The sequence below is a fragment of the Bradyrhizobium sp. USDA 4369 genome (genome assembly GCF_054056435.1).
The window spans coordinates 264,025-290,699 of the sequence record NZ_JBSRYH010000001.1; the positions used below are offsets into that span (position 1 = coordinate 264,025).

23 protein-coding genes are annotated in these 26,675 nt (G+C 66.4%); 13 read left to right on the forward strand and 10 right to left on the reverse strand.

Annotation, left to right across the window (positions count from 1 at the left end; all coding sequences use genetic code 11):
- Window positions 1–245: 245 nt before the first annotated feature.
- Window positions 246–1,226 carry a CobW family GTP-binding protein gene (locus ACVIJ6_RS01240; RefSeq protein WP_456771132.1) on the forward strand — a complete coding sequence of 327 codons (981 nt, stop codon included), beginning with the start codon at window positions 246–248 and terminating at the stop codon, window positions 1,224–1,226.
- Between the two features lie 39 nt (window positions 1,227–1,265).
- Here the strand turns inward: ACVIJ6_RS01240 and ACVIJ6_RS01245 are convergent, their stop codons facing one another.
- The 4 genes from ACVIJ6_RS01245 to ACVIJ6_RS01260 are packed head-to-tail and all read right to left on the reverse strand — an operon-like array spanning window position 1,266 to window position 4,049.
- Window positions 1,266–2,519 carry a CCA tRNA nucleotidyltransferase gene (locus tag ACVIJ6_RS01245; protein ID WP_456771133.1) on the reverse strand — a complete coding sequence of 418 codons (1,254 nt, stop codon included), beginning with the start codon at window positions 2,517–2,519 and terminating at the stop codon, window positions 1,266–1,268.
- Complete coding sequence (locus ACVIJ6_RS01250) at window positions 2,516–2,779, reverse strand: DUF6111 family protein (RefSeq protein ID WP_012042480.1); 264 nt, start codon at window positions 2,777–2,779, stop codon at window positions 2,516–2,518. The genes ACVIJ6_RS01245 and ACVIJ6_RS01250 overlap by 4 nt, the downstream gene beginning before the upstream one ends.
- The gene (locus ACVIJ6_RS01255; protein WP_456771134.1) at window positions 2,776–3,438 is read right to left on the reverse strand and encodes a CoA pyrophosphatase; all 663 of its coding nucleotides are present in this window, start codon (window positions 3,436–3,438) and stop codon (window positions 2,776–2,778) included. Before ACVIJ6_RS01255 ends, ACVIJ6_RS01250 begins: the two co-directional genes overlap by 4 nt.
- 8 nt (window positions 3,439–3,446) lie before the next feature.
- Window positions 3,447–4,049: a DUF1285 domain-containing protein gene (locus ACVIJ6_RS01260; protein WP_456771135.1), complete on the reverse strand. Its 603-nt coding sequence runs from the start codon at window positions 4,047–4,049 to the stop codon at window positions 3,447–3,449.
- 264 nt (window positions 4,050–4,313) lie between these two features.
- On the opposite strand from ACVIJ6_RS01260, the gene ACVIJ6_RS01265 reads away from it, so the two are divergent.
- From ACVIJ6_RS01265 to ACVIJ6_RS01290, 6 genes are all read left to right on the forward strand, one after another.
- Window positions 4,314–5,312 (forward strand): AAA family ATPase, encoded by a 999-nt coding sequence (locus ACVIJ6_RS01265; protein WP_456771136.1) that lies wholly within the window; start codon window positions 4,314–4,316, stop codon window positions 5,310–5,312.
- A complete protein-coding gene (locus tag ACVIJ6_RS01270; RefSeq protein ID WP_012042476.1) occupies window positions 5,312–6,268 on the forward strand; it encodes a DUF58 domain-containing protein in 957 nt (318 codons plus the stop codon). Before ACVIJ6_RS01265 ends, ACVIJ6_RS01270 begins: the two co-directional genes overlap by 1 nt.
- Complete coding sequence (locus tag ACVIJ6_RS01275) at window positions 6,265–9,087, forward strand: DUF4159 domain-containing protein (RefSeq protein WP_456771137.1); 2,823 nt, start codon at window positions 6,265–6,267, stop codon at window positions 9,085–9,087. Before ACVIJ6_RS01270 ends, ACVIJ6_RS01275 begins: the two co-directional genes overlap by 4 nt.
- Window positions 9,088–9,231: 144 nt before the next feature.
- Entirely contained in the window at window positions 9,232–11,295 is a 2,064-nt protein-coding gene (locus ACVIJ6_RS01280) for a hypothetical protein (protein ID WP_456771138.1), read from the forward strand.
- Window positions 11,296–11,493: 198 nt separating this feature from the next.
- Window positions 11,494–11,862: a DUF2946 family protein gene (locus ACVIJ6_RS01285; protein ID WP_456771139.1), complete on the forward strand. Its 369-nt coding sequence runs from the start codon at window positions 11,494–11,496 to the stop codon at window positions 11,860–11,862.
- A 157-nt stretch (window positions 11,863–12,019) separates the two neighbouring features.
- Window positions 12,020–14,344, forward strand: coding sequence for a TonB-dependent receptor (locus ACVIJ6_RS01290; protein ID WP_456776864.1), 2,325 nt, complete (start codon window positions 12,020–12,022; stop codon window positions 14,342–14,344).
- A 137-nt stretch (window positions 14,345–14,481) separates the two neighbouring features.
- On the opposite strand, the gene ACVIJ6_RS01295 is transcribed toward ACVIJ6_RS01290, so the two are convergent.
- Complete coding sequence (locus ACVIJ6_RS01295; RefSeq protein ID WP_456771140.1) at window positions 14,482–14,994, reverse strand: GNAT family N-acetyltransferase; 513 nt, start codon at window positions 14,992–14,994, stop codon at window positions 14,482–14,484.
- Between the two features lie 242 nt (window positions 14,995–15,236).
- Between ACVIJ6_RS01295 and ACVIJ6_RS01300 the strand changes: the two genes are divergently transcribed.
- The 4 genes from ACVIJ6_RS01300 (at window position 15,237) to qhpR (ending at window position 20,025) form a co-directional block, all read left to right on the forward strand.
- A complete protein-coding gene (locus ACVIJ6_RS01300) occupies window positions 15,237–16,637 on the forward strand; it encodes an ethanolamine ammonia-lyase subunit EutB (protein WP_456771141.1) in 1,401 nt (466 codons plus the stop codon).
- Window positions 16,634–17,416, forward strand: a complete 783-nt coding sequence (gene eutC, locus ACVIJ6_RS01305) for an ethanolamine ammonia-lyase subunit EutC (protein WP_456771142.1) — start codon at window positions 16,634–16,636, stop codon at window positions 17,414–17,416. The genes ACVIJ6_RS01300 and eutC overlap by 4 nt, the downstream gene beginning before the upstream one ends.
- A complete protein-coding gene (gene eat, locus ACVIJ6_RS01310) occupies window positions 17,409–18,815 on the forward strand; it encodes an ethanolamine permease (protein ID WP_456771143.1) in 1,407 nt (468 codons plus the stop codon). The genes eutC and eat overlap by 8 nt, the downstream gene beginning before the upstream one ends.
- A 148-nt stretch (window positions 18,816–18,963) precedes the next feature.
- The gene (qhpR, locus tag ACVIJ6_RS01315) at window positions 18,964–20,025 is read left to right on the forward strand and encodes an AraC-like transcriptional regulator QhpR (RefSeq protein WP_456771144.1); all 1,062 of its coding nucleotides are present in this window, start codon (window positions 18,964–18,966) and stop codon (window positions 20,023–20,025) included.
- A gap of 67 nt (window positions 20,026–20,092) precedes the next feature.
- On the opposite strand, the gene ACVIJ6_RS01320 is transcribed toward qhpR, so the two are convergent.
- The 3 genes from ACVIJ6_RS01320 to ACVIJ6_RS01330 form a co-directional block, all read right to left on the reverse strand.
- Window positions 20,093–21,265 (reverse strand): M20 aminoacylase family protein, encoded by a 1,173-nt coding sequence (locus ACVIJ6_RS01320; protein ID WP_456771145.1) that lies wholly within the window; start codon window positions 21,263–21,265, stop codon window positions 20,093–20,095.
- 109 nt (window positions 21,266–21,374) lie between these two features.
- On the reverse strand, window positions 21,375–22,316 hold the full coding sequence (locus tag ACVIJ6_RS01325; protein WP_456771146.1) for a glycosyltransferase family 2 protein: 942 nt from the start codon (window positions 22,314–22,316) through the stop codon (window positions 21,375–21,377).
- 48 nt (window positions 22,317–22,364) lie between these two features.
- Window positions 22,365–22,886, reverse strand: coding sequence for an NUDIX domain-containing protein (locus ACVIJ6_RS01330; protein WP_456771147.1), 522 nt, complete (start codon window positions 22,884–22,886; stop codon window positions 22,365–22,367).
- 127 nt (window positions 22,887–23,013) lie between these two features.
- On the opposite strand from ACVIJ6_RS01330, the gene ACVIJ6_RS01335 reads away from it, so the two are divergent.
- Window positions 23,014–23,904: a metallophosphoesterase family protein gene (locus ACVIJ6_RS01335; protein ID WP_456771148.1), complete on the forward strand. Its 891-nt coding sequence runs from the start codon at window positions 23,014–23,016 to the stop codon at window positions 23,902–23,904.
- A 7-nt stretch (window positions 23,905–23,911) separates the two neighbouring features.
- On the opposite strand, the gene ACVIJ6_RS01340 is transcribed toward ACVIJ6_RS01335, so the two are convergent.
- Complete coding sequence (locus ACVIJ6_RS01340; protein WP_456771149.1) at window positions 23,912–24,466, reverse strand: hypothetical protein; 555 nt, start codon at window positions 24,464–24,466, stop codon at window positions 23,912–23,914.
- Between the two features lie 225 nt (window positions 24,467–24,691).
- Complete coding sequence (locus tag ACVIJ6_RS01345) at window positions 24,692–24,898, reverse strand: DUF4170 domain-containing protein (protein WP_006612464.1); 207 nt, start codon at window positions 24,896–24,898, stop codon at window positions 24,692–24,694.
- A 194-nt stretch (window positions 24,899–25,092) separates the two neighbouring features.
- Here ACVIJ6_RS01345 and ACVIJ6_RS01350 point away from each other — a divergent pair, with 194 nt between their 5' ends.
- Window positions 25,093–26,541, forward strand: a complete 1,449-nt coding sequence (locus tag ACVIJ6_RS01350; RefSeq protein ID WP_456771150.1) for a helix-turn-helix domain-containing protein — start codon at window positions 25,093–25,095, stop codon at window positions 26,539–26,541.
- Window positions 26,542–26,675 lie beyond the last annotated feature (134 nt).

Below are 26,675 nucleotides of genomic sequence, written 5' to 3' on the forward strand. Positions count from 1 at the left end.
ATTTGTAATGTTATAACATAACCAACGTCAAGCGAAAGCCGCGCCGTCCCCCGGGCGAGCAACGGCGGGACCGAACCCGGCCCTCCGGCCAGCGAGCGGTCGGCACCGGATCGCGATGACAGCAGCGGGGGCTCGCTTGCGATGGCCCCGTCACGACCGGACGGCTCGCTTGCGACGCAGACTTCAACGACCTCAGACGCCAACGACCCCAGACGCCAACGACCCCAGACGCCGAAGAGACGAACATGACCGCCGCCCTCAAACAGACTCCCGTCACCGTCCTCACCGGATATCTCGGTGCGGGAAAGACAACCTTGCTGAACCGCATCCTGACCGAGACGCATGGCAGGCGCTACGCCGTCATCGTCAACGAGTTCGGCGAAATCGGCATCGACAATGATCTGGTCGTGAACGCGGAGGAAGAGATCTTCGAGATGAACAACGGCTGCATCTGCTGCACCGTGCGCGGCGATCTCATCAGGATCCTGCAGGGGTTGATGAAACGGCGCGGCAAGTTCGACGGCATCATCGTCGAAACCACCGGGCTCGCCGACCCGGCCCCCGTGGCGCAGACATTCCTCGTCGACGAGGACGTCCGCCGCGACACCAGGCTCGATGCCATCGTCACCGTGATCGACGCGAGGCACCTGCTCGGAGACATCGACCGCGCGCATGAGGCGCAGGAGCAGATCGCATTCGCCGACGTGGTGCTGCTCAACAAGACCGATCTCGCCTCGGAGGCGGAGCTCGATACGATCCAGGCCCGCATCCGCTCGATCAATCCCTACGCGACCCTGCATCGCACCCAGCGCTGCGCGCTCGATCTCGCGCAGATCCTCGATCGCCGCGCGTTCGACCTCGACAGGATCCTCGCTTTCGAGCCGAACTTCCTCGCCGAGGAGCACGACCATGAGCACGATTCCCACGTCAAAAGCCTGTCCTTGATGACGGACATCCCGCTCGTACCGGAGAAATTCTTTCCGTGGATCCAGCAGACGGTGCAGTTGTTCGGAACGGATATCCTGCGTCTGAAGGGCATCCTCGATTTCCGCGACGATCCCGATCGCTTTGTCGTGCAGGGCATTCACATGCTGCTCGAAGGCGATCATCAACGCCCCTGGAAGGACGGCGAGCCGAGAAGCAGCCGGCTGGTGTTCATCGGCCGCGATCTGCCCGAGGATATTCTGCGCGACGGCTTCAGCCGCTGTCAGAGCCGGGAGCCGTGACGCCGCTGCTGTGCAGCAACAAACCCCGGTGCCCGACCTTCAGTTGCGCCCGTCGCGGTTGACGCGCGCCGCGGCCTGATCGGCGATCGCATTCAGGGAGGCGTCGTCGAGCGGGAAGTCGGCCGCGAGCCAGGCATCCTCCGCAAGCGTCAGCACATGGCCAAGCAGCGGCCCTTCCGCGACGCCGCGCGCGATGAAATCGGCCGCCTTCAGTGGCAGCTTCGGCGGCGTGAAGCGCTGCGGCAACAGCGCCAGCTCGCGCCAGCGTTGCGCATCGAGATCACGCCCGGCGCGAGCCCAGCCCAGCATCAGACGGTCGCGATAGACGGTCTCACCGAGACGATACAGAAGGCGCCGCGCGCGCGCCTCGTCGGCGGTCGCAAGCCGCCACCAGCGGTGACCCATGCCGTCGAGCGCTTTGGTCTCGGCATTGGAGAGCTTCAACCGCGCGCCGAGGCGGCGCGCATCCTCGGTGACGGCGACGGCGAGGGCCGCAAGGCGCCGAACCGCGCTCGGCGGCAGCGCCAGCGTGCGTTCGATCTCGATCATCGCCGCGAACGGGCCCAGATAAGCGACGCCGCCGAGAATCGCGGTCAGCAGTCCGCCATCGGTCATCGCAGTGACCGCGCCGACCGCGCCCTCGGTGACGAGCAGCTTCAGCATCTCCATGCGCACGCGCTCGGCCGACAAGGTGGCGAGCCCGGCCCGGCCGGCGATGCAGGCGAGATAGCCGTCACGGTCGGGCACGCCATGGCCGAACGCCGAATGGATGCGGAAGAAGCGCAGGATACGCAAATAATCCTCTGCGATGCGCTGTGCCGGATCGCCGATGAATCGCACGCGCCGCACCGCGATGTCGGCGAGCCCGCCGACATGATCGTGCACGACGCCGTCCGGCCCCACGGACAGCGCATTGATGGTGAAGTCGCGCCGATGCGCATCGCCGATCCAGTCGCGGCCGAACTCGACCTTGGCCTTGCGGCCAAAGGTTTCAGCATCCTCGCGCAGGGTCGTGACCTCGAATGGATGCCCCTCCAGCACCAAGGTCACGGTGCCATGGTCGATACCGGTCGGCACGCTCTTGATCGAGGCGGCCTTGGCGCGGCGGATCACCTCCGCCGGGAGGGCCGTGGTCGCGATGTCGATATCGCCGATATCGATGCCGAGCAGCGCGTTGCGAACGGCGCCGCCGACCACCCGGGCCTCCTCGCCGTCGCTGTTGAGCAGCGCCAGCACGCGCGCGGCCGGACCGGACGAGAGCCAGGGCGCGCTCAGCACCCGCACCTCGGTCATTTCTCAGCTCCGGGAACGAGCCTGCCGTTCTCGATATGGGCGGGGACGTAGGTCGAATGCGGCGGCGCGCCGGAGAATTCCGCCAGCAGGACCAGACTTGCAATCACCAGCAACAACGCCGCCACCGTCAATTTTGCGACCAGGTGCAGCGGCCATGAGGCAGGCACCAGGAGCCCGGACCGGGTCGCGATCAAAAACACAATATAAACTGCGAAAGGAATGAGGAAGATTCCGACTTCCGTCAACACGGGTCGGATCATGGCAGATAAATCCGTTCGTAGAGCACGCGCAGGATCCCCGCTGTCGCCCCCCAGATGTAGCGCTCGGCAAACGGCATCGCGTAGTACGAGCGCTCCATGCCACGAAATTCCTTGGAATGCAGCTGATGATTGGTGGGGTCCATCAGGAAGGCCAGCGGCACTTCGAACGCATCGTCGACCTCGCCTTCGTTGATTTTGAGCGTAAATCCGGGCCGTACGCGGGCCACGGTCGGCAGGATGCGGAAGCCGAACGCGGTGCCGTAGACGTCGAGATAGCCGATCGGGTCGACGAAGCTGCGGTCGAGCCCGACCTCCTCCTCCGCCTCGCGCAAGGCCGCATCGAGCGGCGAGGCGTCGGTGACGTCGATCTTGCCGCCGGGAAACGCGATCTGGCCGGCATGGCTGCTGAGATTCGGCGAGCGCTGGGTCAAGAGCACGGTCGGCTCGGGATGATCGACCACGGGGATCAGCACGGCTGCGGGCCGGATCGGCTGCTCGCGAGCGATGATTTCGAGCATGCGATCGGTGCCGGAATCGCCGCTGGTCGGAATGACGTCCGGATCAAGCAGGGCTTTTGGAACGTCGAAGCGCAGCCGCTCCCGGCCACGCGCAAAGAACTCGGCCGAATTCACCTCGACCGTCGTCGTCCTCACCACCATGGGCTCGTTCAAAGCGCCGCCCTCACCTCTTCTGCGTTGGCCATGGGGAAGAACGCACCGCCCGACTCCACCCCGAACATGACATCACCATCGATCATCCGCTCCTGACCCATGTCAACAAGCTCATAATAGAGCGACCGCGTCACCTTGGCCCAGAGATCGGCGCGGACGTGCAGATAGGGCGTCAATCCGCCGCTTTCGCCCGGCTCGAAGCGCAGCCGGTGCTCGGCGTCGCAGACGACCCAATCGTCGACATTGGTTCGGAAGTGGAGCCGCGCGCCGCCCTCATGCTCCTCTTTCCGCATTTCTACGGCCATGAAGGGCGCGTCATCGACGCGAATGCCGACCTTCTCGACCGGCGTGACCAGGACATAACGGTCGCCTTCGCGCTTGAGGATGGTCGAGAACAGCCGCACCAGGGCCTGACGGCCGATTGGCGTGCCCATGTAGTACCAGCTACCATCGTTGGCGATTCGCATATCGATATCGCCGCAGAATGGCGGATTCCACAGATGCACCGGCGGGAGGCCTTTTCCCGATGCGCCGGCCTGTGTCACGGCCGAGGTCAACCGATCGAGTCCATTATCGGTACTCTGCCCTTGCTTCGCCATGGTTTGCCCCGAGTTTGCGTTCGCCTTGGCACGATTGGTGCAAGAATTCATCGCGCTCGTCTGTGCAAAAGTTCCTGGCGGCCGTGCACGTCATGTAAGGTCGCCATATCGTGATGCCGTCAATACCCCGTAATGCCGATAATATGGGGATAGTTTAACTCAACGAATACAGCGCCTTCGCATAGATTGGCAGCCGCCTCCTGACAAATTGGAGCGGAACAACCGCCGGACGGTTGAAAATGCGGGGCAGAAGGAGCGACGGGAATGGCTGAGAGTGCCGAGAAGCTCGAGGATGCGATCGTCCGATCCGCCGAACAGGTCTCCGGTCAGGTCCGCGCGGCAAAGGAGGCGATCTCCGGCGTCATCTTCGGCCAGGACCGCGTGGTGGAAAACACCCTGGTGACGATCCTGTCCGGCGGCCACGCTTTGCTGATCGGCGTACCCGGCCTGGCCAAGACCAAGCTCGTTGAGACATTGGGCGTCACGCTGGGCCTCGACGCCAAGCGCGTTCAGTTCACACCCGACCTGATGCCGTCAGACATTCTCGGCGCCGAGGTGCTCGACGAGAGCACCGTGGGCAAGCGCTCGTTCCGCTTCATTGCCGGACCGGTGTTCGCGCAGCTCCTGATGGCGGACGAAATCAACCGCGCCAGCCCGCGCACGCAATCGGCGCTACTCCAGGCCATGCAGGAGCAGCACATCACGGTTGCAGGCGCGCGGCACGATCTGCCCAAGCCTTTCCACGTGCTGGCGACGCAGAACCCGCTGGAGCAGGAAGGAACCTATCCGCTCCCGGAGGCGCAGCTCGACCGCTTCCTGATGGAGATCGACGTCGACTATCCCGACCGCGACGCCGAGCGCCGCATCCTGTTCGAGACCACCGGCGCCGAGGAGAGCGCGGCCAAGGGCGCGATGACCGCCGATGCGCTGATCGCGGCGCAGCGGTTGGTGCGGCGGCTGCCGGTCGGCGATTCCGTCGTCGAGGCGATCCTGACGCTGGTGCGCTCGGCGCGTCCCGGCGCCGAGGCCGGCGATGCCGGCAAGATGATCGCCTGGGGCCCTGGTCCGCGCGCCAGCCAATCGCTGATGCTCGCGGTGCGCGCACGCGCGCTGCTCGACGGCCGCCTTGCGCCGTCGATCGATGACGTGCTCGATCTCGCCGAGCCGGTGCTGAAGCATCGCATGGCGCTGACCTTCCCCGCCCGCGCCGAAGGCCGCACCATTCCGGACGTGATCCGGCAACTGAAGAGCCGGATTGGTTGATGGCCGCAGCGACAGGGCACGCCGACAAGGAGATCCTCGCAATCCGGCGCGCCGACGGCGAAAGCCGGACGTTGGCGTCCTCGCTGCCGCGCCTGGTCCTGGAAGCCCGGCAGATCGCCGCCAACGTGATTCACGGCCTGCACGGACGACGCCGCGCCGGTTCGGGCGAAAGCTTCTGGCAATATCGCCGCTTCGTCTCCGGCGAGCCGTCGCAGCGCGTCGACTGGCGCCGCTCCGCACGCGATGACCATCTTTATGTCCGCGAGCAGGAATGGGAGGCCGCGCACACGGTGTGGATCTGGCCGGACCGTTCCCCCTCGATGGCCTTCGCCTCCAAGGGCGCGCGCGACAGCAAGCTGGAACGTGCGCTGATCGTGACGTTTGCGTTGGCCGAACTGCTGGTCGCCGGTGGCGAACGCGTCGGCATTCCCGGCCTGCTCAATCCGACCGGGAGCCGCAGCGTCATCGACCGCATCGCGCAGGCGATGCTGCATGATGAGACGGCGCGGCCCAGCCTGCCGCCCTCCTTCGTGCCATCGGCGCTAGCCGAGATCGTGGTGCTGTCGGATTTCTGGTCGCCGATCCCGGAGATCAGCACGATGCTCGCCGGCCTGTCGGCGTCGGGCGCGCATGGCACGATGGTGCAAGTGGTCGATCCCGCCGAGGAGACCTTTCCCTATTCCGGGCGTGTCGAGTTCGTCGAGCCCGAAGGTGGCGAGGTGATCACCGCCGGCCGCGCCGAGAGCTGGGCGCAGGACTACGTCGCCCGCGTCGCGCTGCATCGCGACCAGATCCGCGCCGAGACCGCCAAGCTCGACTGGCTGTTCACGACGCACACCACCAGCCGCTCGGCGGCCGAGTTGCTGTTATTCCTGCACGCCGGCATGACGACGAGCAAGGTCGGCACCCGCGGCAGCGTCAAAGTGGGCGCAGGCACGAGAGGGCTCGGCGCATGATGGGACTGCCGCTGTCATTCGCCGAACCGTTGCTGCTGACCGGCCTCATCAGCCTGCCGGTGCTGTGGTGGTTGCTGCGGGTGATGCCGCCGCGGCCGCGGCGCATCGAGTTTCCGCCGACACGGCTGCTGTTCGACATCACGCCGAGAGAAGAGACGCCGTCGCGCTCGCCGTGGTGGCTCACATTGCTGCGGCTGATCGCGGCGGCGCTGGTGATCTTTGCGGCGGCCGGCCCGATCTGGAATCCACGCACCGAAGCCGTCGGCAGCAAAGCGCCGCTGGTGCTGCTGCTCGACGACAGCTGGAGCGCCGCCGCAAGCTGGGAGACGCGCATCAAGGCGGCCGATGAGATCATCGCCAATGCCGATGCCGACCGCCGTGGTGTCGCCCTCGTGCCGCTGTCGGAGCCCGCGCGCGATCTCACGCTGATGCCGGCCGGCGCGGCCCGCGTCGCGCTGCGCCAGATTGCGCCCAAGGCCTATACCACCGAGCGCGCCGACGCGCTGCCGCAGCTCGATCGCTTTCTCAAGGCGACGGGCGACGCCGAGATCCTGTGGTTCTCGGACGGCGTCGATCCCGGCCGCGGCAGTGAGTTCGTGACCGGTCTCGCCAAGACCATCGGCGATCGCAGCCTGACCGTGTTCGAAGGTGGCACCCTGTCGCCGCTGGCGCTCGCCGGCGCCGAGAATGCCGCCGCCCGGATGACCGTGAAGGTGCTGCGCGCCGATCTCTCGATCCCCGGAGGCGTGGTGCGCGCTCTCGATGCCAAGGGCTCGCCGCTCGGCGAGGCGCAATTCAGCTTCGCCGCCGGTGCGCACGACGCGGAAGCCAGTTTCGACCTGCCGGTCGAGCTGCGCAACGACATCACCCGGCTGGAGATCGCGGGCGAGCGCTCGGCCGGCGCCGTGCAGCTGCTCGACAAGCGCTGGCGCCGCCGCGCCGTCGGCATCGTCTCGGGCGCCACCAGCGACACCGCCCAGCCGCTGCTCGCACCGACCTTCTATCTGACCCGTGCGCTGTCGCCCTTCGCCGATCTGAGGCTGGGTGACCGCGGCGCGCCGCAGCAGATCATCACGCAGTTTCTCGACCAGAAAGTGCCGATGATCGTGATGGCCGATGTCGGCACGCTGTCTCCGGAGCTGCGCAATCGCCTCAATGGCTGGATCGAGAATGGCGGCGTGCTGGTGCGCTTCGCCGGCCCCCGGCTGGCGCAAGGCGATGACGACCTCGTGCCGGTCAAGCTGCGGCGTGGCGGCCGCACGCTCGGCGGCAGCCTGACCTGGGAGAAGCCGCAGCATCTCGCCGCGTTCGCGGCAGATGGCCCGTTCGCCGGCATCAGCGTGCCAAAGGACGTCACGATCAGCCGTCAGGTGCTGGCCGAGCCCGACGCCGTGCTCGCGACCAAGAGCTGGGCCTCGCTCGAGGACGGCACGCCGCTGGTCACCGGCGAACATCGCGGCAAGGGCCTGATCGCGCTGTTCCATGTCAGCGCCGACATGCGCTGGTCGGATCTGCCGATGTCCGGCGCCATGGTCGAGATGCTCCGCCGCATCGTCGACATGTCCGGCTACACCTCGACGCCGGGTCCGGGTCCTGCCGGCGAGACCGCCAAGGCGACGCTGGCGCCACTGCACATCCTCGACGGCTTCGGTGCCTTCGGACCGCCGCCTTCGACGGCCAAGCCGCTGCCGGCCGATTTCAACGACCGGGCTTCGCTCGATCATCCACCCGGCTTCTACGGCCCAGCCGAGGGACCCACCGCAGTGAACACGCTCAGCCCCGCCGATCGCATCCTGCAGCTCGACACCTCTGCGCTGCGCGCCAAGCGTGCCAGCTACACGACGGCGGAGCCGCGGGATCTCCGGGGCATCCTGCTGTCGACCGCCTTGCTGCTGTTCCTGATCGACGCGGTGATCGTCGCGCTGCTCGGCGGCGGGCTGGCCGCGCTGGCACGCCGGCGGCGCGCCGCGCCCGCGGCGATCGCCTTGGTGATGCTCGCAGCCGGCGCGCTGCTCGCGGTCGCGCTGCCGACCGCCGCGCGCGCCGATGCGGTCAGCGATGATTTCGCCATGCGTGCGGTGTCGCAGACGCGGCTCGCTTACGTCGTGACCGGCAATGCCGATGTCGATGCGATCGTGAAGGCCGGCATGACCGGGTTGACCTTGTTCCTGGCGCAGCGCACCGCGCTGGAGGCCGGCGACCCTGTCGGCGTCGATCCGGCCCATGACGAACTCGCCTTCTTTCCGCTGATTTATTGGCCGATCGTGCCGGGCGCGCCGAAGCCGCCGCAGGATGCGATCAACAAGATCGACGCCTATATGAAGCAAGGCGGCACCGTGATCTTCGACACCCGCGACGCGGTCGAGGCGCCTCCCGGCGACAACGGTGCCCAGCAGACGCCTGGCATGCAGTCGCTGCGCGACATCCTGTCCTCGCTGGATGTGCCCGAGCTCGAGCCGGTGCCGCGCGAGCATGTGCTGACCAAGACGTTCTATCTGCTGCGCGACTTCCCCGGCCGCTTCACCGCAGGGCAGACCTGGGTCGAGGCGCTGCCCAAGGACGACGACGAGGACAGCGCGGCCCGCCCGGCACGCGGCGGCGACGGCGTGTCGCCGATCATCATCACCTCGAACGATCTCGCCGGCGCCTGGGCGCTCCGTCCCGACGGCCAGGCCATGCTGCCGATGGTGCCGGGCGAGCCGCGGCAGCGCGAATTCGCCTTCCGCGCCGGCGTCAACATCGTGATGTACACCTTGACCGGCAACTACAAGGCCGACCAGGTGCACGCACCGGCGTTGATCGAACGGCTCGGACAGTAGGATGCAGGAGATGCAGACCCGTCGTTCGATGCTTTTCGCCGTCATGGCCGGGCCTGTCCCGGCCATCCATGGCGGGTCGCGGGTGCCGCACGACGTGGATGCCCGGCATAAAGCCGGGCATGGCGACAATTGTGAGTTTGCCTCATGAACTACGGCATCGCGTTCACGCCTTTGGTTCCGACATTGGTGCTGTGGCTCGCGATCGGCGCGATCGTGGTCATCGCGGCGCTGCTGTTGCTCGGCCGCTCGCGCTCGGCCTGGATCCGGGTCACCGCGCTCGCCCTGATCGCGCTGGCGCTCGCCAATCCGCAGTTCACGCGCGAGGACCGCGAGCCGTTGAGCTCGGTGGCCGCCGTCGTCGTCGACAAGAGCCCGAGCCAGAATTTCGGCGACCGCAACAAGCAGACGCAGGCGGCCCAGGAGGCGCTGGTCGACAGCCTGAAGAAGATCAAGGGCCTCGAGGTCCGCGTCGTCGATGCCGGCCAGGCCGATGGCGAGACCGACGGCACGCATCTGTTCGGCGCACTGACCTCGGCGCTGTCGGACGTGCCGGTCGATCGCGTCGCCGGCGCCTTCCTGATCACCGACGGCCGCGTGCATGACATTCCCGGCAATGTCGCGGCCCTCGGCTTCCAGGCGCCACTGCAGGCGCTGATCACCGGACAGAAGGCCGAGCGCGACCGCCGCATCGCCATCACCGCCGCACCGCGCTTCGGCATCGTCGGCCAGCCGCAGACGATCAGCTTCCGGCTCGACGATCAGGGCGTCAGCGGTGCCAGCGCCAAGGTCGTGATCCGCCGCGACGGCGAGGTCATCAGCGAGCGCACCTTGACCAGCGGTCAGGCCGCCAATGTCGACGTCGACATCAAGCATGAAGGCCAGAACATCGTCGAGATCGAGGCCTCCCCGCTCGACAACGAGCTCACGCTCGTCAACAACCGTGCTGTCGTGTCGATCGACGGCGTGCGCGACAAGCTGCGCGTGCTGCTGGTGTCGGGCGAGCCGCATTCCGGCGAGCGCACCTGGCGCAACCTGCTGAAGTCGGACGCCAGCATCGACCTCGTCCACTTCACCATCCTGCGGCCGCCGGAGAAGCAGGACGGCACGCCGATCAACGAGCTGTCGCTGATCGCGTTTCCGACCCGCGAGCTGTTCCAGCAGAAGATCAACGAATTCCAGCTGATCATCTTCGATCGCTACGCCCGCCAGGGCGTGCTGCCGATCGCCTATTTCGACAATATCGCGCGCTACGTCAGGAATGGCGGCGCAGTGCTGGTCTCGGCCGGGCCGGACTACGCCTCCAACACCAGCATCTGGCGCACGCCGCTGGACTCGGTGCTCCCGGCCGAGCCGGTCGGCGTGACCGAGAAGCCGTTTTATGCGCATCTCTCCGACGCCGGCAAACGCCACCCGGTGACGCGCGGGCTCGAAGGCTCGGCCTCCGAGCCACCGCATTGGAGCCGCTTCTTCCGCACCGTCGAGACCCGCAATGCGGTCAGCCCGCCGGTCATGACCGGCGCCGATGGCAAGCCGCTCTTGCTGCTGTCGCGCTTCGGCGCCGGCCGCGTCGCGCTGCTGCTGTCCGACCACATCTGGCTATGGGCGCGCGGCTATGAAGGCGGCGGTCCGCATCTCGATCTGCTCCGGCGCATGTCGCATTGGCTGATGCAGCAGCCGGACCTCGACGAGGAGGCGTTGCGGCTGCAGATCCAGGGCAAGGACCTCGCCGTCATCCGCCAGACCATGGGCGACACCGTGCCGCCGGTGACCGTGACGTCGCCGTCGGGCCAGACCCGTGAACTGACCTTGAGCCAGGGCGACCCCGGCGAATGGCGCGCGACCCTGCCGGCCAACGAGCTCGGCCTGTGGCAGGCCACCGACGGCACCTTGAAGGCGCTGATCAATGTCGGGCCGACCAATCCGAAGGAGTTCTCCGAGGTCACCTCCACCACCGAGACGCTGAAGCCGCTGGCGCAGGCGACCGGCGGCGACGCCCGCCGCATCGGCGATGGATCGGGCATCGACATGCCGCGCATCGTCCCGGTCCGCTCGTCGACGCTGTTCAGCGGCGATGGCTGGATGGGCGTGCGGATGCGCGATGCCAGCGTGGTCAAGGGCGTCGGCGTGCTGCCGATGTTCGCCGGCGTCATCGGCCTCCTGCTGCTGCTCGGCGCGCTCGCCGCGACCTGGGTCCGCGAGGGACGCTGAGGCCAACCGTTCGGGTGCACTTCCTCATGCGCATCCGGACGCCTCAGCGTGGCGCTGAAGGCACAGCTAGGCCGATTCAGTGGCCATTTGTCGTCGGCTGATTGACAGTTCCTGATCCCCCCTGCGATGTTACTTTATTACAACGGCTGAGCCTCTCGGCTGAATAGGGTGGCTGATCGACATGAGCCAACGCTGGCCATGAGCTGGTTTCGCGCGAACATCAAGCATGGCTCGCGGCTGGCGCTGTGTGCGCTGCTGCTGCAGTTCGCGCTCGCCTTCGGTCATGTTCATTGGCTCGCGGCGCAGGCTCAGGATGCCGCAGCGGTCAATATCACCAGCGTTCACACCGGCTCGCCCGCAAGTCCAGATCCCGATCAGCAGCCGTCCGCAGACAGCTGCGCCATCTGCGCTGTCATGGCGATGGCGCAGTCGATCCTGCTGTCGCCGACGCCGGTTCTCAACCTTCCCGACCCCGTCGCATTTCGTCTGCCCGACGCGATCACCGTTCCGCTCGCGGCCGTGCCGGTCAGCACAGCGTTCCAGCCGCGCGCCCCTCCCACCACCTGATCTCAGCCACGCGAAACATCGCCACCGCTGCGCGCACGCGCGCAGCGACAGCATGCACGAATGGGGCCGGCGCAAGCCGGCGACAGGCGCATCCCACCAGCGACGATGTGGGACGCCTGATCAGAATCAGGAATGGAAAATGTTGCCGAGAGCTTTGATGTCAGGCTGCAGCGCCGCAGCCATTTTGTGCTTTTTCAGCGCCTCCGCGCGCGCCGATGATCCAAAGCCGGCGGCCGAACTGCCTGAGGTCAATGTCACCGCGCCGAGCCCGATCCGGGCGCGCAAGCCGGTCGTGCCGCGGCCCAATCCGACCACGCGCGTGGCGCGCGGCGGCACCCGTACGCCGGCGCCCGCGCGCGAAACACCAGCCGCCCCGCCGCCACCCCAGCAGGGCGTGCTGCCGGTCGTGACGGATCAGTTCGCCACCGTCACAGTGGTGCCGAACGAGGAGCTCCGCCGCTCCGGCGCCGCCACGCTCGGCGATCTCCTGAACTCGAAGCCGGGCATCACCGGCTCCAGCTTCGCACCGGGCGCATCGAGCCGGCCGATCATCCGCGGCCTCGATGTCAACCGCGTCGGCATCGTCGAGAACGGCATCGGCGGTGGCGGCGCTTCGGATCTCGGCGAGGACCATTTCGTCCCGATCGATCCGCTCACCAGCGATCAGATCGAAGTCGTTCGCGGTCCGGCGGCGCTGCGCTACGGCTCGACGTCGATCGGCGGCGTCGTCAGCGCCACCAATAATCGCGTCCCACAGGCGCTGCCGACGTGCTCGACCACGCCGTTCCAGACCTACGGCCTGCCGGCGAATGCCCCGGCCGCGGGTGCCGCGCCCTGCGTCACGGCCGAGACGCGCACCTCCTTCAGCTCGGTCGATCGCGGCGTGGAAGGCGGCGTGCTGCTCGATGCCGGCGGCGGCAATTTTGCCCTTCACGCCGACGCCTATGGCCGCAAGACCGGTGATTATTCCATTCCGGGCTATCCGTACCTGTTTGACCAGACCCGCCCGGTGAACGGCCGGCAGCCCAATTCAGCCGTGCAGAATGACGGCGCATCGATCGGCGGCAGCTATTTCTTCAGCGGCGGCTTCATCGGCGCGGCTATCACGCAGACCGACGCACTCTATCACATTCCGGGAACCGACGGATCCGACAACCGGACGCGCATCGATGCGCATCAGACCAAGATCACCGCGAAGGGCGAGTACCGGCCGGACTCGGCGGCGATCGACGCGATCCGCTTCTGGGCCGGTGCAACCGACTACCGGCACAATGAGATCGGACTCGCCGATGTCACCAATCCGGCGACCGACGGCGTCCGCCAGACCTTCACCAACCGCGAGCAGGAAATCCGCGTCGAAATGCAGATGATGCCGGTCAATCTGCGCTTCGCCACGCTGACGACGGCATATGGCATACAGGCCGGTCACCAGGAGCTCAACGCGCCGAGCCCTGACAATCCGGGCACCGTGTTCAACGGCCTGTTCGGGCCCAACACCAACAACCGCGTCGCCGGCTACGTCTTCAATGAGCTCGCCTTCACGCCGACGACGAGGGCGCAGGTCGCCGGCCGCATCGAGCACGTCTCCTTGAACGGCTCCACGCCCGACTTCCCGGCGGACTTTCTTCCGAACGGCGTGCCGCAAGCCAACATCGCCCGCAACCCGTCTTACACGCCGAAGAGCGCAAGCGTCGGCCTGTTGCAGGATCTGCCGGGCGATCTGGTGGCGAGCATCACGGCCCAATATGTCGAGCGTGCGCCGAAGGCGGCCGAACTGTTCTCGCGCGGCGGTCATGATGCAACCGCGACCTTCGACATCGGCAACCCGAACCTGACGATCGAGACCGCCAAGACCGTCGAGGTCGGCCTGCGCAAGGCCACCGGTCCGTTCCGCTTCGAGGCGACCGCCTACTACACGCAGTTCAGCAATTTCATCTATCGCCGTCTCACCGGCGTGATGTGCAGTGACGATTTCGACTCCTGCGGCACTGCGGGCGCTAATCTCAACCAGGCGGTCTATTCCCAGCGCAACGCGCTGTTCCGCGGCGCCGAGTTCCAGAGCCAGTTCGATGTCGCTCCGCTGGGCACCGGCATCTGGGGCATCGAGAACCAGTTCGACGTCGTCCGGGCGACATTCCCTGACGGCACCAACGTGCCGCGGATTCCGCCGCTGCGCATCGGCGGCGGCCTGTTCTGGCGCGATGCGAACTGGCTGACACGCGTCAACCTGCTGCACGCCTTCGCCCAGAACGAGGTCGCCCCGATCGCGGAAACGCCAACTCCGGGCTACAATCTGCTGAAGGCCGAGGTCAGCTACCGGACCAAGCTCGATCCGAACATGTTCGGCGCGCGCGAGATGCTGGTCGGCCTGGTCGGCAACAACCTGCTGAACGAGAAGATCCGCAACTCCGTGTCCTACACCAAGGATCAGGTTCTGCTGCCCGGCATCGGGGTGCGGATATTTGCCAATCTGAAGTTCTGATCACGAACTCGGAGGAGCGCAGAAGCCGACCAACCTGCGCTCCCTCCTTCGTCATTGCGAGGAGCGAAGCGACGAAGCAATCCAGAGTCCTCGCTCGGCCCTGGATTGCTTCGCTTCGCTCGCAATGACGGAAGATCTTAGCGCGCGTAATCCCAATCGGGACGGATCTCTCCCGAAACACCGTCGAAGGCGCCCTCGACCAGTTCGTTCACCAGCAACCGGTTGTAGTCGACTGGCCCGGGCATCGTCGCGCGGCCTTTCGGCACCGGCTTGAAGCCGACCCGCGCATAATAGGCGGCATCGCCGACCAGCAGGATCAGGCGGTGGCCCTGCACGCGCGCATCCGCGATCGAGCGCTCCATCAGCATGCGGCCGATGCCGTGCTTGCGGAACGGCGGCTCGACCGTCAGCGGCCCAAGCATCAGCGCCTTGGTGTCGCCGACGCAGATCGGCAGCTGCCGCACAGAGCCGACCAGCAAGGTGCCTATATGGGCGGTGAACGACAATTCGAGCAGATGATCGACGTGCTCGCGCAACCGATAGGCGCTCAGCACGAAGCGGCCGGGGCCGAAGGTGCGCTCATGCAGCCGCTCGATCGCCTGCGCATCGCCCGGCTTCTCGGCTGATATCGTGATGGAGAGGTCACTCATGTGGGGTGGCGAGATAGCATCCCGGCGCGGCGCGGTCCATGCCGTGGCGCCGTCGCTTTCACCGCATTCGCTCAGCCCTCCAGATCACCTGCTGAATTTCTGAGCATTTAGACGGTATGATCGAAGATTGTGCTGAGATGTCAAGTTTCCGGAGCCGCCATCGCCTAACCTCGCCCCGTCATGAGCGCTGCGGCCGCCATCCCGGTCGCTTTGGATCTCTCTGACACAGCGGCAGGTCGAAGATGACGGGTGCATTCCGGTCGCGCCATCGCGGCGAAACTCATGTTTTCGATGATCTCAAGACGCTGCTGGCCTGCGCCTCGCCCCGCCGCTCCGGCGATGAACTGGCGGGCGTCGCGGCCGACAGCGCCGCGCGGCGGGTGGCGGCGCGGATGGCCCTGGCCGATGTGCCGCTGCGACGTTTCCTCGACGAGCCGCTGATTCCCTACGAGACCGACGAGGTCACGCGCCTCATCCTCGACAGCCACGATGCGGCAGCATTCGCGGCCGTCGCCGCGCTGACCGTCGGGCAGTTTCGCGAATGGCTGCTGTCCTGGGAGGCGGATGCCGACCGGCTTGCCACGCTCGCGCCCGGCCTCACCCCGGAAATGGTCGCGGCCGTCTCCAAGCTGTGCGGCAATGGCGATCTGATCGCCATCGCGGCGAAGTGCCGGGTGGTGACCGCGTTTCGTTCCACCATCGGCCTGCCCGGCCGGCTGTCGTCACGGCTGCAGCCCAACGATCCGACCGACGATCCCCAGGCGATTGCAGCCGGCACCCTCGACGGCCTGCTGTTCGGCATGGGCGATGCCGTGATCGGCATCAATCCGGCGACGGACAATGTCGAGGCCTGCATTCGCCTGCTCACGATGCTCGACGACATCAGGCGCAAATTCGAGGTGCCGACGCAATCCTGCGTGCTCAGCCATGTCACGACCTCGATCCAGGCGATCGAGCGCGGCGCGCCGCTGGATCTCGTATTTCAATCGATTGCTGGCACCGAGTCTGCCAATGCCGGCTTCGGCGTGACGCTCGCATTGCTGGCGGAGGCGCAGGACGCCGCGCTGTCGCTGAAGCGCGGCACGATCGGCAGCAATGTCATGTATTTCGAGACCGGCCAGGGCGCGGCGCTGTCCGCCGACGCCCATCACGGCCTCGACCAGCAGACCGTCGAAGCCCGCGCCTACGCGGTCGCGCGCGCCTTCTCGCCGCTGCTGGTCAATACCGTCGTCGGCTTCATCGGTCCGGAATATCTGTACGACGCGAAGGAAATCATCCGCGCCGGGCTGGAGGATCATTTCTGCGCCAAGCTGCTCGGCGTACCCATGGGCTGCGACGTCTGCTACACCAACCACGCCGAAGCCGATCAGGACGACATGGACGATCTGGCGCTGCTGCTCGCGGCGGCCAATGTCAATTTCCTGATCGCGGTGCCCGGCGCCGACGACATCATGCTCAACTATCAAAGCCTGTCGCATCACGACGTGATGCGGTTGCGGCATTTGCTCGGCCGCCGCCCGGCACCTGAGTTCGAGGCCTGGCTGGCGCGCATGGGCCTGCTCGACGAGCACGGCCGCGTGCCGCCGCTGCCGGGCAGCGCCCCGGCCGTAACCCGGCTGATCGGACACGGAGCGCGGGCATGAGGGACGATGCGTTCGCCATGTTGCGCCGGATGACACGCGCCCGCGTCGCGCTCGGACGCTGCGGAGACGGGCTGCCGACGCAGGCCAGGCTGGAATTCCAGATGGCGCATGCGCTCGCGCGCGACGCCGTGTGGGGCAAGGTCAATTTCGACGGCATCGCCGGCGCGCTGGCGCCGCGCGAGGTGATCAAGGTGGCCAGCGCGGCGCCGGACCGCGCCAGCTATCTGCGCCGGCCCGACCTCGGACGCCGCCTCGCTACAGGCGCAGCCTCACAGCTGCCATCAGGCCCGTTCGATCTCGTCTTCGTCATCGCCGACGGGCTCTCCGCCGATGCGCTCGAACGCCACGCAGCCAACGTGGTGATCGCGACCGAGGCGCGTCTTGCCGGCCTCACGATCGGTCCAATCGTGCTGGCCTCGCAGGCGCGCGTGGCGCTGGGCGACGATGTCGGCGCCGCCATGCGCGCCCGGCTCGTGGCCGTTCTCATCGGCGAGCGCCCGGGGCTTTCGGCGGCCGACTCGCTCGGCGTCTATCTCTCCCTCAATCCGGCGCCCGGCCTGCGCGACAGCGCGCGCAACTGCATCTCGAACATTCATGGCCACGGCCTGTCAGCGCAGCGGGCCGCGGACAGACTGGCCTGGCTGGTGCGCGAAGCGCTGCGGATCGGCGTCACCGGCATCGGCCTCAAGGAAGCGGCGCCGGACAGCGCGATCGAGACGACACACTCGACAACAGAGATCACCCATCACAAACCGACAGGAGCGCGTGGACATGAGTGACGAGACCAAACCGACGCTTTCGAAGAGCCTGACCGGCCTCCATCTCTGGGGCATCGCGGTCGGGCTGGTGATCTCCGGCGAATATTTCGGCTGGAGCTATGGCTGGGACAAGGCCGGCACCCTCGGCTTCCTGGTCACCACGATCTTCATCGCGGTGATGTACACGACCTTCATCTTCTCCTTCACCGAGCTGACCACCGCGATCCCGCATGCCGGCGGCCCGTTCGCCTATTCCTATCGCGCCTTCGGCCCGCTCGGCGGCTTCGTCGCGGGCTTTGCGACCTTGATCGAGTTCGTGTTCGCCCCGCCCGCGATTGCGCTCGCGATCGGTGCCTATCTCAACGTCCAGTTTCCGGCGCTGTCGCCGAAAGCCGCCGCACTCGGCGCCTATGTGGTGTTCATGGCGCTCAACATCGCCGGCGTCTCGATCGCCGCGACTTTCGAATTGTTCGTCACGATCCTGGCGATCGCCGAGCTCCTGGTATTCATGGGCGTGGTGTCGCCCGGCTTCTCCTTCGCCAATTTCGCCGCCAATGGCTGGGCCGGTGAAAGCACGTTCTCGCTGACGAGCATCGGCGGCATCATCGCGGCCATTCCCTTCGCGATCTGGTTCTTCCTGGCGATCGAAGGCGCCGCCATGGCGGCCGAGGAGACCAAGAATCCGACCAAGACCGTCCCGCTGGCCTATATCGCCGGCATCCTGACGCTCGTCGTGCTCGCCTTCGGCACCATGATCATGGCCGGCGGCGTCGGCGACTGGTCGAAGCTCGCCAACATCAACGATCCCTTGCCGCAGGCCATGAAGATCGTCGTCGGAGAGAATTCGGGCTGGCTGCACATGCTGGTGTGGATCGGCCTGTTCGGCCTGATTGCCTCGTTTCACGGCATCATCATGGGCTATTCGCGCCAGATCTTCGCGCTGTCGCGCGCCGGCTTCCTGCCGGCAAAGCTTGCGGCCCTGCATCCGACCTGCCGCACGCCGCATTGGGCGATCCTCGCCGGCGGCGTGGTCGGCATCGCCGCGATCTTTTCCGACGAGTTGATCCAATTCGCCGGGCAGACGCTGACGGCGAACATCGTCACCATGAGCGTGTTCGGTGCCCTCGTGATGTACATCATGAGCATGGCCGCGCTGTTCCGCCTGCGCGCGACCGAGCCCACCCTGGTCCGGCCGTTCAAGGCGCCGCTTTATCCGGTGCTTCCGGCCGTGGCGCTGGTGTGCGCGACGCTCTCGCTGCTCACGATGATCTGGTTCAACCTGCAGGTGTTCGCGGCCTTCGTGGTGCTGTTCGCCGCCGGCCTGCTGCTCTATCGTCTGACGGCGGGCAAGCGCAGCAGCGCGGCCAACGACAATCTGCTCGACATCGCCCTGAACGAGGCCCGCGCCCTGGCCGACTGATCCGGCCGCCTCGTGAGGTCGTCGCCAACAAAACTCCGCGCGATGTCCTCGCGCGGAGGCTCCTTTGAGGGCTTGCTTCGGCAGGCATGTGACTTGCATAACTACGAGGTGTGAACCGACGGCGCATTTCCTCAAAGGCGAGGATCTCATGGCCCAGCATCTTGCAGCCGACAGCCAGCTTCCACGGGATCGGAGCCGGAACATTCTGGCCGCCGCAGCGACCGGCGTGGCTGACTTCATCGCCCGCACGGGAGGTCGCCCCGAAGCGGTGTTCGAGCGAATCGGCATCGATGCGGACTGCCTTGGCCAGACCCGCCGCGCGCTCGACCTCGCCGACTATGTCGCGATGATGGAGGACGCCGCGCAGGAGACCGGCAACGACAATTTCGGACTGTGGTTCGGCCAGCGCTACCGGCCGCAGATGCTCGGTCTGATCGGCGAGATCGCGCTTGCGGCCCCGACGCTCGGCTCGGCCATCGAGCACCTCGCGCTGTGGTTTCCCTGGCATCAGCAGGCGACCGAGACCCGGCTCACCCGACGTGACGGCTTGCTCCGACTCGAATATCGCATTCTCGACGGCTCGATCGTCGATCGCCGGCAGGATGCCGAGCTGACCATGGGCATGTTCGCGAATGTCTTCCGCGCCTGCCTGCCGTCGGGCTGGGCGCCCGAGATGGTGCTGTTCGAGCATGCCCGTCCCGCGTCCTGGCGCGACCATGAAGCGGCGTTCGATGCCGACGTCGGCTGGTCGCAAGCGACCAACGCGCTGGTGTTTCGCGACCGCGGCCTGGACCGCGCGATGCCGCAGGCCGATCTGTCGCGCCTGCAGCGGCTGACCACCGATCTTGCCGGCGTGGCCGGCTCGTGCGGCACGCCGGCATTTCTCGACCTCGTTCGCGGCGAGATCAGGCGGCGGCTGTCCGCCGGCGCGCTGCATCTCGAGGAGGTCGCCGAGGCGCTGTCGACCACGTCCTGGACCTTGCAGCGCCGCCTTGCCGAGTTCGGCGCCACCTTCTCCGATCTGATCGAGGCGACGCGCCTCGATCTCGCCCGCCATTATCTGCGCCAGGCCCATTTGCCGCTGGGCGACATCGCCTTCCTGCTCGGCTATTCCGAAGCTTCAGCCTTCTCCCGCGCCTTTGCGCGCTGGACCGGCTGCAGCCCGCGGCAGTGGCGGCAGTCGTCCAGGCAGCTAACGGCCCGCCGCTAGATTCTGATCAGTTCGGAAAGCCGGCTCCCACTTTTCCCGATCATGCTCTGAGGCAACGAGGCCGGCGTCACTCCGCCGGCATCGTCTTCTCGACCAGCCGCACCCAATAGGATGCGCCGTGGCCGAGAATGTTGTCGTTGAAGCGGTAGGCCGGATGGTGACAGTCCTTGCCGTCGCCCATGCCAAGGAACACGAACGCGCCGGGGCGGGCCTGCAGCATGAAGGCGAAATCCTCGGCGCCCATCAGAGGCGGCGCCTGATCGACGACGCGCTCCGCCCCGACCACGTCGCGCGCGACGTCGGCAGCGATTACGGTCTCACGCGCATGATTCATCGTGATCGGATAGAGCCGGGTGTATTTCGTGGTGGCCGTGCCGCCATAAGTCCGCGCGATGCCATCGGCGACCTCGGCGATGCGGCGCTCGACCAGGTCCTGCACCTCGGGATCGAGCGTGCGCACGGTGCCCTTCAGCTCGACGGTTTCGGGAATGACGTTCATGGCCTTGCCGGCCTCGACCATGCAGATCGAGATGACCGCCGATTTGATCGGATCGACGTTGCGCGACACGATCGACTGCAGCGCCGTGATGATGTGCGCGGCGATCAGCACGCTGTCGACCGCCTTGTGGACGCCGGCACCGGCATGGCCACCCTTGCCATGAACGGTGATCTCGAGTTCGTCGGACGCGGCCAGCATCGGGCCCGGCCGCAGCGCAAAGACTCCCTCGGGCACGCCTGGTGCGTTGTGCAGGCCGTAGACCTCCTGGATGCCCCAGCGGGTCATCAGGCCGTCATCGACCATCGCCTTGCCGCCGGCGCCACCCTCCTCGGCCGGCTGGAAGATCACGATCGCGGCGCCGTCGAAATTGCGGGTCTCGGCGAGATGCTTGGCAGCGCCGAGCAGCATCGCGGTGTGGCCGTCATGGCCGCAGGCATGCATCAGCCCCGGCGTCTTCGAAGCATAGGGAACGCCCGAGGCCTCCTCGATCGGCAGCGCGTCCATGTCGGCGCGCAGGCCGATGATGCGACCCGACTCCGTCTTGCGGCCACGGATCACGCCGACCACGCCGGTGCGCCCGATGCCGGTGACGACCTCGTCGCAACCGAATTCACGCAACCGCTCGGCGACGATGCCCGCCGTGCGGTGCACCTCATACATCAACTCCGGATGCTCGTGAAAATCGTGGCGCCAGGCGGCCATATCGTCGGCGAGAGCGGCGATGCTGTTGAGGATGGGCATGGAAGCAATGATCTCTTTGCAGGGCGTTGAGCGAGCCCGAACCATGACGGGACTGGCGGGCGGATACAAGCGTCCGCCATGCGACGTGAGGGGATGTGATGAAGCGGCCTCAGGCGGATGGCCGCCCGAGCGGCGCATGCGACAGATAGGCCAGCAGCTTCATCTCGCGACGGCCGCGGGTGACGGTATCCAGCACCAGGCCCGACGAGGCCGACAGCAGCGCCATGATCATCAGGCCCATCGACAGCACGGCCGTGGGCAGCCGCGGCACCAGCCCGGTCTCGATGAAGGTGACGAAAACCGGGATCGCGAACCCGATCGAGACCAGCGCGAAGAAGATGCCGATCGCCGTGAAGAAGCGCAGCGGCTTCTCCGAGCGATAGAGCTTCAGGATCGTACCGAGGATGCGGAAGCCGTCGCGCCAGGTGTTGAGCTTGGAGACCGAACCTTCTGGCCGCGCATAATACGGCGTTGCGACTTCGGCCACCGGGAGGGCCAGCTCCAGCGCATGAACGCTGAGTTCGGTCTCGATCTCGAAACCGTCGGAGAGAACGGGAAATGATTTCACAAAGCGCCGCGAGAACACGCGGTAGCCGGACAGGATGTCCTTGAAGGCCTGACCGAACACTTCGGCGAGAAAGCGCGTCAGCATCCAATTGCCGGTGCGATGGCCCATGCGATAGGCGGCCTGCTCCTGGTCGACCCGCAGTCCCACGACCATGTCGAGATGCTCAGCCACGAGCCGCTCGATCATGCGTGGCGCGCTCGGCGCATCATAGGTGGCGTCGCCATCGACCAGCACGTAGATGTCGGCATCGACATCGGCGAACATCCGCCGGACCACATGGCCTTTACCCTGCCGCCGCTCGCTGCGCACCTCGGCGCCGGCCGCGCGCGCGACCTCGATGGTGAGATCCTTCGAATTGTTGTCGTAGACGTAGACGGTCGCCGTCGGCAGCGCCTGCTTGAAGTCCCTGACCACGGCGGCGACGGCCGCCTCCTCATTATAGCAGGGCACCAGCACCGCGATCCGCATCGATGGTGATATCATAGACCCCTCTCCCACCCCGGGGAGACTGCCCGCATTCGGTGCAGAATTTCATAATGAGCCGGCCTGAGCGGGCTGTTCCGGCCGCCAGGTGGGAATGACCTTAACGCCGTCTAGCACCTCGCGCAGGCGGGACAGCGTCCCCAAAGTGGTTCCCTCGGGCAGCGCATCGCGGGCGAAGAAGCCGGTCTCGACGATCTCGCTGTTCGGCGTTGGCGGCCGGTCCTGCGTGAACCTTTTGATAACGAACACGGCGACGTGGTCCCGTGGCGAGACGTGGCTGTTGAGGAAAATGCCGTGCAGCTCCGGCTCAGCCAAGAGCTTGATCCGTCCCTCCTCGAACAATTCCCGCGTCAGCGCCTCCATGAAGGTCTCGCCGACCTCGACACCCCCGCCCGGCAGGTGCCAGCCGGCGACATAGCCATGTCTGACCAGGAACACCCGATTGTCGGCATCCAGCACGACGCCGCGCACGCCCAGGGTCATGCCGCGCGCGAACCGCCAATACAGGTGAAAGCCGCGCCGGAGCAGCGGCTCGAACCGGATCCGCAAGCTGCTGAGATGTGTTGTCATCAGAATTCGAAGTCCTGGTTGTCCTTGCGCTTCCCCGCGGGGCTTGCCATGAGAGCCGGCAGCATGAGGGATAGCACGACATGACGATTTGGCGCGCTCGCATCCGCATTCGGCGCCGAGGCCGGTGATGGCCGCGTTCACGCTCGCGCATCTGTCCGACCCGCATCTCGCGCCGCTGCCGCGGCCGCGGCTGTCGGAGCTCGCCGGCAAGCGCGCGCTCGGCTATCTGAACTGGACCCGCAACCGCTACAAATATCACCGGCGCGACATTCTCGATCTGCTGGTGTCGGACCTGCATACGCAGATGCCGGACCAGATCGCCGTCACCGGCGACCTGGTCAATTTCGCCCTGGAGTCGGAATTCCCGCTCGCCCAGGCCTGGCTCAAGACGGTCGGGCCGCCGGACAAGGTCACCGCCATTCCCGGCAACCACGACGCCTATGTGCGCTCGACCCGGCTGCGTTTCGCCGAGAGTTTTTCCGCCTATTTCGGCGGCGATGCCCCGCAGGAGGGACCGGCGACCTTTCCCTCGCTGCGCCGGCGCGGGCCGCTGGCGCTGATCAGCCTGTCATCCGCGGTGCCCTCCGGCCCGTTCATGGCGACCGGCCGGCTCGGCAGCGCGCAGCTCGCCGCGCTGGAGCAGTTGCTGCAGTCGATCGGCCATGAGCAGTTGTTCCGGGTATTGCTGGTGCATCATCCGTTGCGCTCGGCCAATCGCATGAAGCGGCTGACCGACGCCAAGGATCTCATCGCCCTGCTCGCGCGCCACGGCGTCGAGCTGATCCTGCACGGCCACGACCACGTGCATTCGACGATCTGGATCGACGGCCCCGAGCGCAAGATTCCGACCGTCGGCGTGCCGTCGGCCTCCTCCATCGCACACGGCCACTATCCGGCCGCCGCCTACAACATCTTCGCCATCTCCCGCGCCGGCAATCACTGGCGCTGCGACATGACGGTCCGCAGCGTCAACGATGCGTTGCGGGTGCGCGAGATCCGGCAGGTTCGGCTGCTCTGACGCGGGTTCAGAAATAGATCGGTTTCAGGCTCTCATAAAGCGCGACGCCGAACAGCGACAGCGCGCCGAGCACAAAGCCGAGCGCAAACGTCCAGACCTTGCTGCGTTGGCGCGGCTTCTCCTCGGCGATCGGAGCCTGCGCGCGAGCCAGGCTGAAGGCGCGCTCGCGCTCGACCATGCGGCGCGCAACATAGTCGGTCACAGCCTTCACAATGGCGCCGGCCTCGTGCGATTCGGCGAGCACGATGCGGCCGTTGCTTGTGTCCTGCACGAAGCGATATTGCCGCTTGTCGCGGCCCATCACGACATGGGCGACAATGTCGATCCACAAGCGCGGCGTCTCGCCCTGGCTGATGCCGCGATCGAACAAATCGATCTGGCCCGGGATCTCATTGAACAGCGGATCGAGCGCGTCGTTGAGAATCTCCAGCCGCGCCACCTCGGCATCGCGCAGATCGACCACCACCCCGGTGCGGTCTGCGGCCTCGATCCGGGCTTGTCGCAGCGCCTCGCGCAGGCGCACGGGACGCGGTTCGGTGCTGCTCTCGGGGGCCTCGGACATCGCTGACGCTTTCACAGTTTGGCCCTGGTTCTGCCAGGTTCCCACCCGGTTAACCTAGCAGTAACCCAGTATTCTGCAATCCCCTTTGATCTTCAATGGGTTATAAGCACAGCATCGTAACCAGAACGGACGTGGGCGGCCTCCTCCGGTGACCCGGCTGAGACCGCCCCGTCCTTGGGCTCTTCCTCGAGCTTATTCAAATACCTGGCAATGCCTCGCGTCGGTTCAGGCCGCGGGGGCGCGCTGCGGTTCCTCGACGATCGAGAACCGCACGCCAGCCTTATGCCGGTTCTCCTCGGAGACCTCGCGCCAGCAGTCCTCGGCTTCCTTGCGCGACTTGAACGGACCCTTCACCTGGGCCGAGCCTTCCACCAGCTTGTGGAAATTCATCGAGCCGAACTCGCCGCCGATCACCCAGAAATTGCTGGTCATGAGACCCTCCTTCAACGTCACAACTTTGACAGTGCATTGCGAATTGCGTGACAGCAGATAAACGCGAAACCGACCTCCAGAGCTAGTCCCCTTGTTTTTGAATGGTGATGTCATGTAACATCATCACTTGTCATAAGTGTCATTTTGTAAATCTTGTCACAAAACTGGGTCTTCCGGCCTGTCAGGAGATCACGATGCCGGGTGAATCCGGAAAGAAGCTGTTCGTCGGGCCGCGCTTCCGGCGGATTCGCCAGCAGCTCGGCCTGTCGCAGACCCAGCTCGCCGAGGGGCTCGGCATTTCGCCAAGCTACGTCAACCTGATCGAGCGCAACCAGCGGCCGGTCAGCGCCCAGATCCTGCTCCGGCTGGCCGAGACCTACGACCTCGACCTGCGCGATCTTGCGACCGCCGACGAGGACCGCTTCTTTGCCGAGCTCAACGAGATCTTCTCCGACCCGCTGTTCCGCCAGATCGAGCTGCCGAAACAGGAGTTGCGCGACCTCGCCGAGCTGTGCCCCGGCATCACCCACGCCTTGCAGCGTCTGTATGCCGCCTATGCCGAAGCGCGCCGCGGCGAGACGCTGGTGGCGGCGCAGATGGCCGACCGCAACGCGGGCGGCGGCCATTTCGAGGCCAACCCGATCGAGCGGGTGCGCGACCTGATCGAGGCCAACCGCAACTACTTCGCCGAGCTCGAGCAGCAGGCAGAAGGCCTGCGCGACGCGCTCGACGTGCCCGCCGAAGGACTCTATGCGGCGCTCGCGGCGCGACTGCGCGAAAAGCATTCGGTGCAGACCCGGGTGATGCCGGTCGACGTCATGCGCGAGACATTGCGCCGCTATGACCGACATCGCCGCCAATTGCTGATCTCGGAACTTGTCGACGGACCCGGCCGCACCTTTCAGCTCGCGGTCCAGCTCGGCATGGCTGAATGCCTGCCGCAGTTCGAGATCATCATCGGCCGCGCCGGCGCGCTCGACGACACATCGCGCCGGCTCTACCGCATGACGCTGGCCAGCTATTACGCCGCCGCCGTCATGATGCCCTACGGGCCCTTCCTCGCCGCCGCCGAAGCGCTGAACTACGACATCAACGTGCTGGCACAGCGCTTCAACACCGGCTTCGAGCAGGTCTGCCATCGCCTGACCACGCTGTCGCGCCCCAATGCGCGCGGCATTCCGTTCTTCATGCTGCGCGTCGACAATGCCGGCAACGTCTCCAAGCGGTTTTCGTCCGGCACCTTCCCGTTCTCGAAATTCGGCGGCACCTGCCCGCTGTGGAATGTGCATTCGACCTTCGACACGCCGGACCGCCTTCTCAAGCAGATCATCGAGCTGCCCGACGGCTCGCGCTATTTCTCCATCGCGCAGATGGTGCGCCGTCCGGTCGCGCCGCATCCGCTGCCGCAGCCGCGCTTCGCCATCGGACTCGGCTGCGAGATCCGCCACGCCTCACGTCTCGTCTATGCGGCCGGCATGGACCTGGAGAAGACCGAGGGCACGCCGATCGGCGTCAATTGCCGGCTGTGCGAGCGCGAGAACTGCGCCCAGCGCGCGGAGCCGCCGATCACCCGGACGCTGATCCTGGACGAGACGACACGGCGCGTGAGTTCGTTCGCGTTCAGCAATGCAAGGGAGCTGTAGGGCAGACGCTGTCTTGCCCCTCCTTCTGGAGCGCGCTCCGGAACGACACTGGCTCTGCGGCCCCCATCCACGTCAGGGCTATTGCATATGATTGTGCAGCAGTTCGGGGCCTCATGGTTCGAGACGCGCCGAAG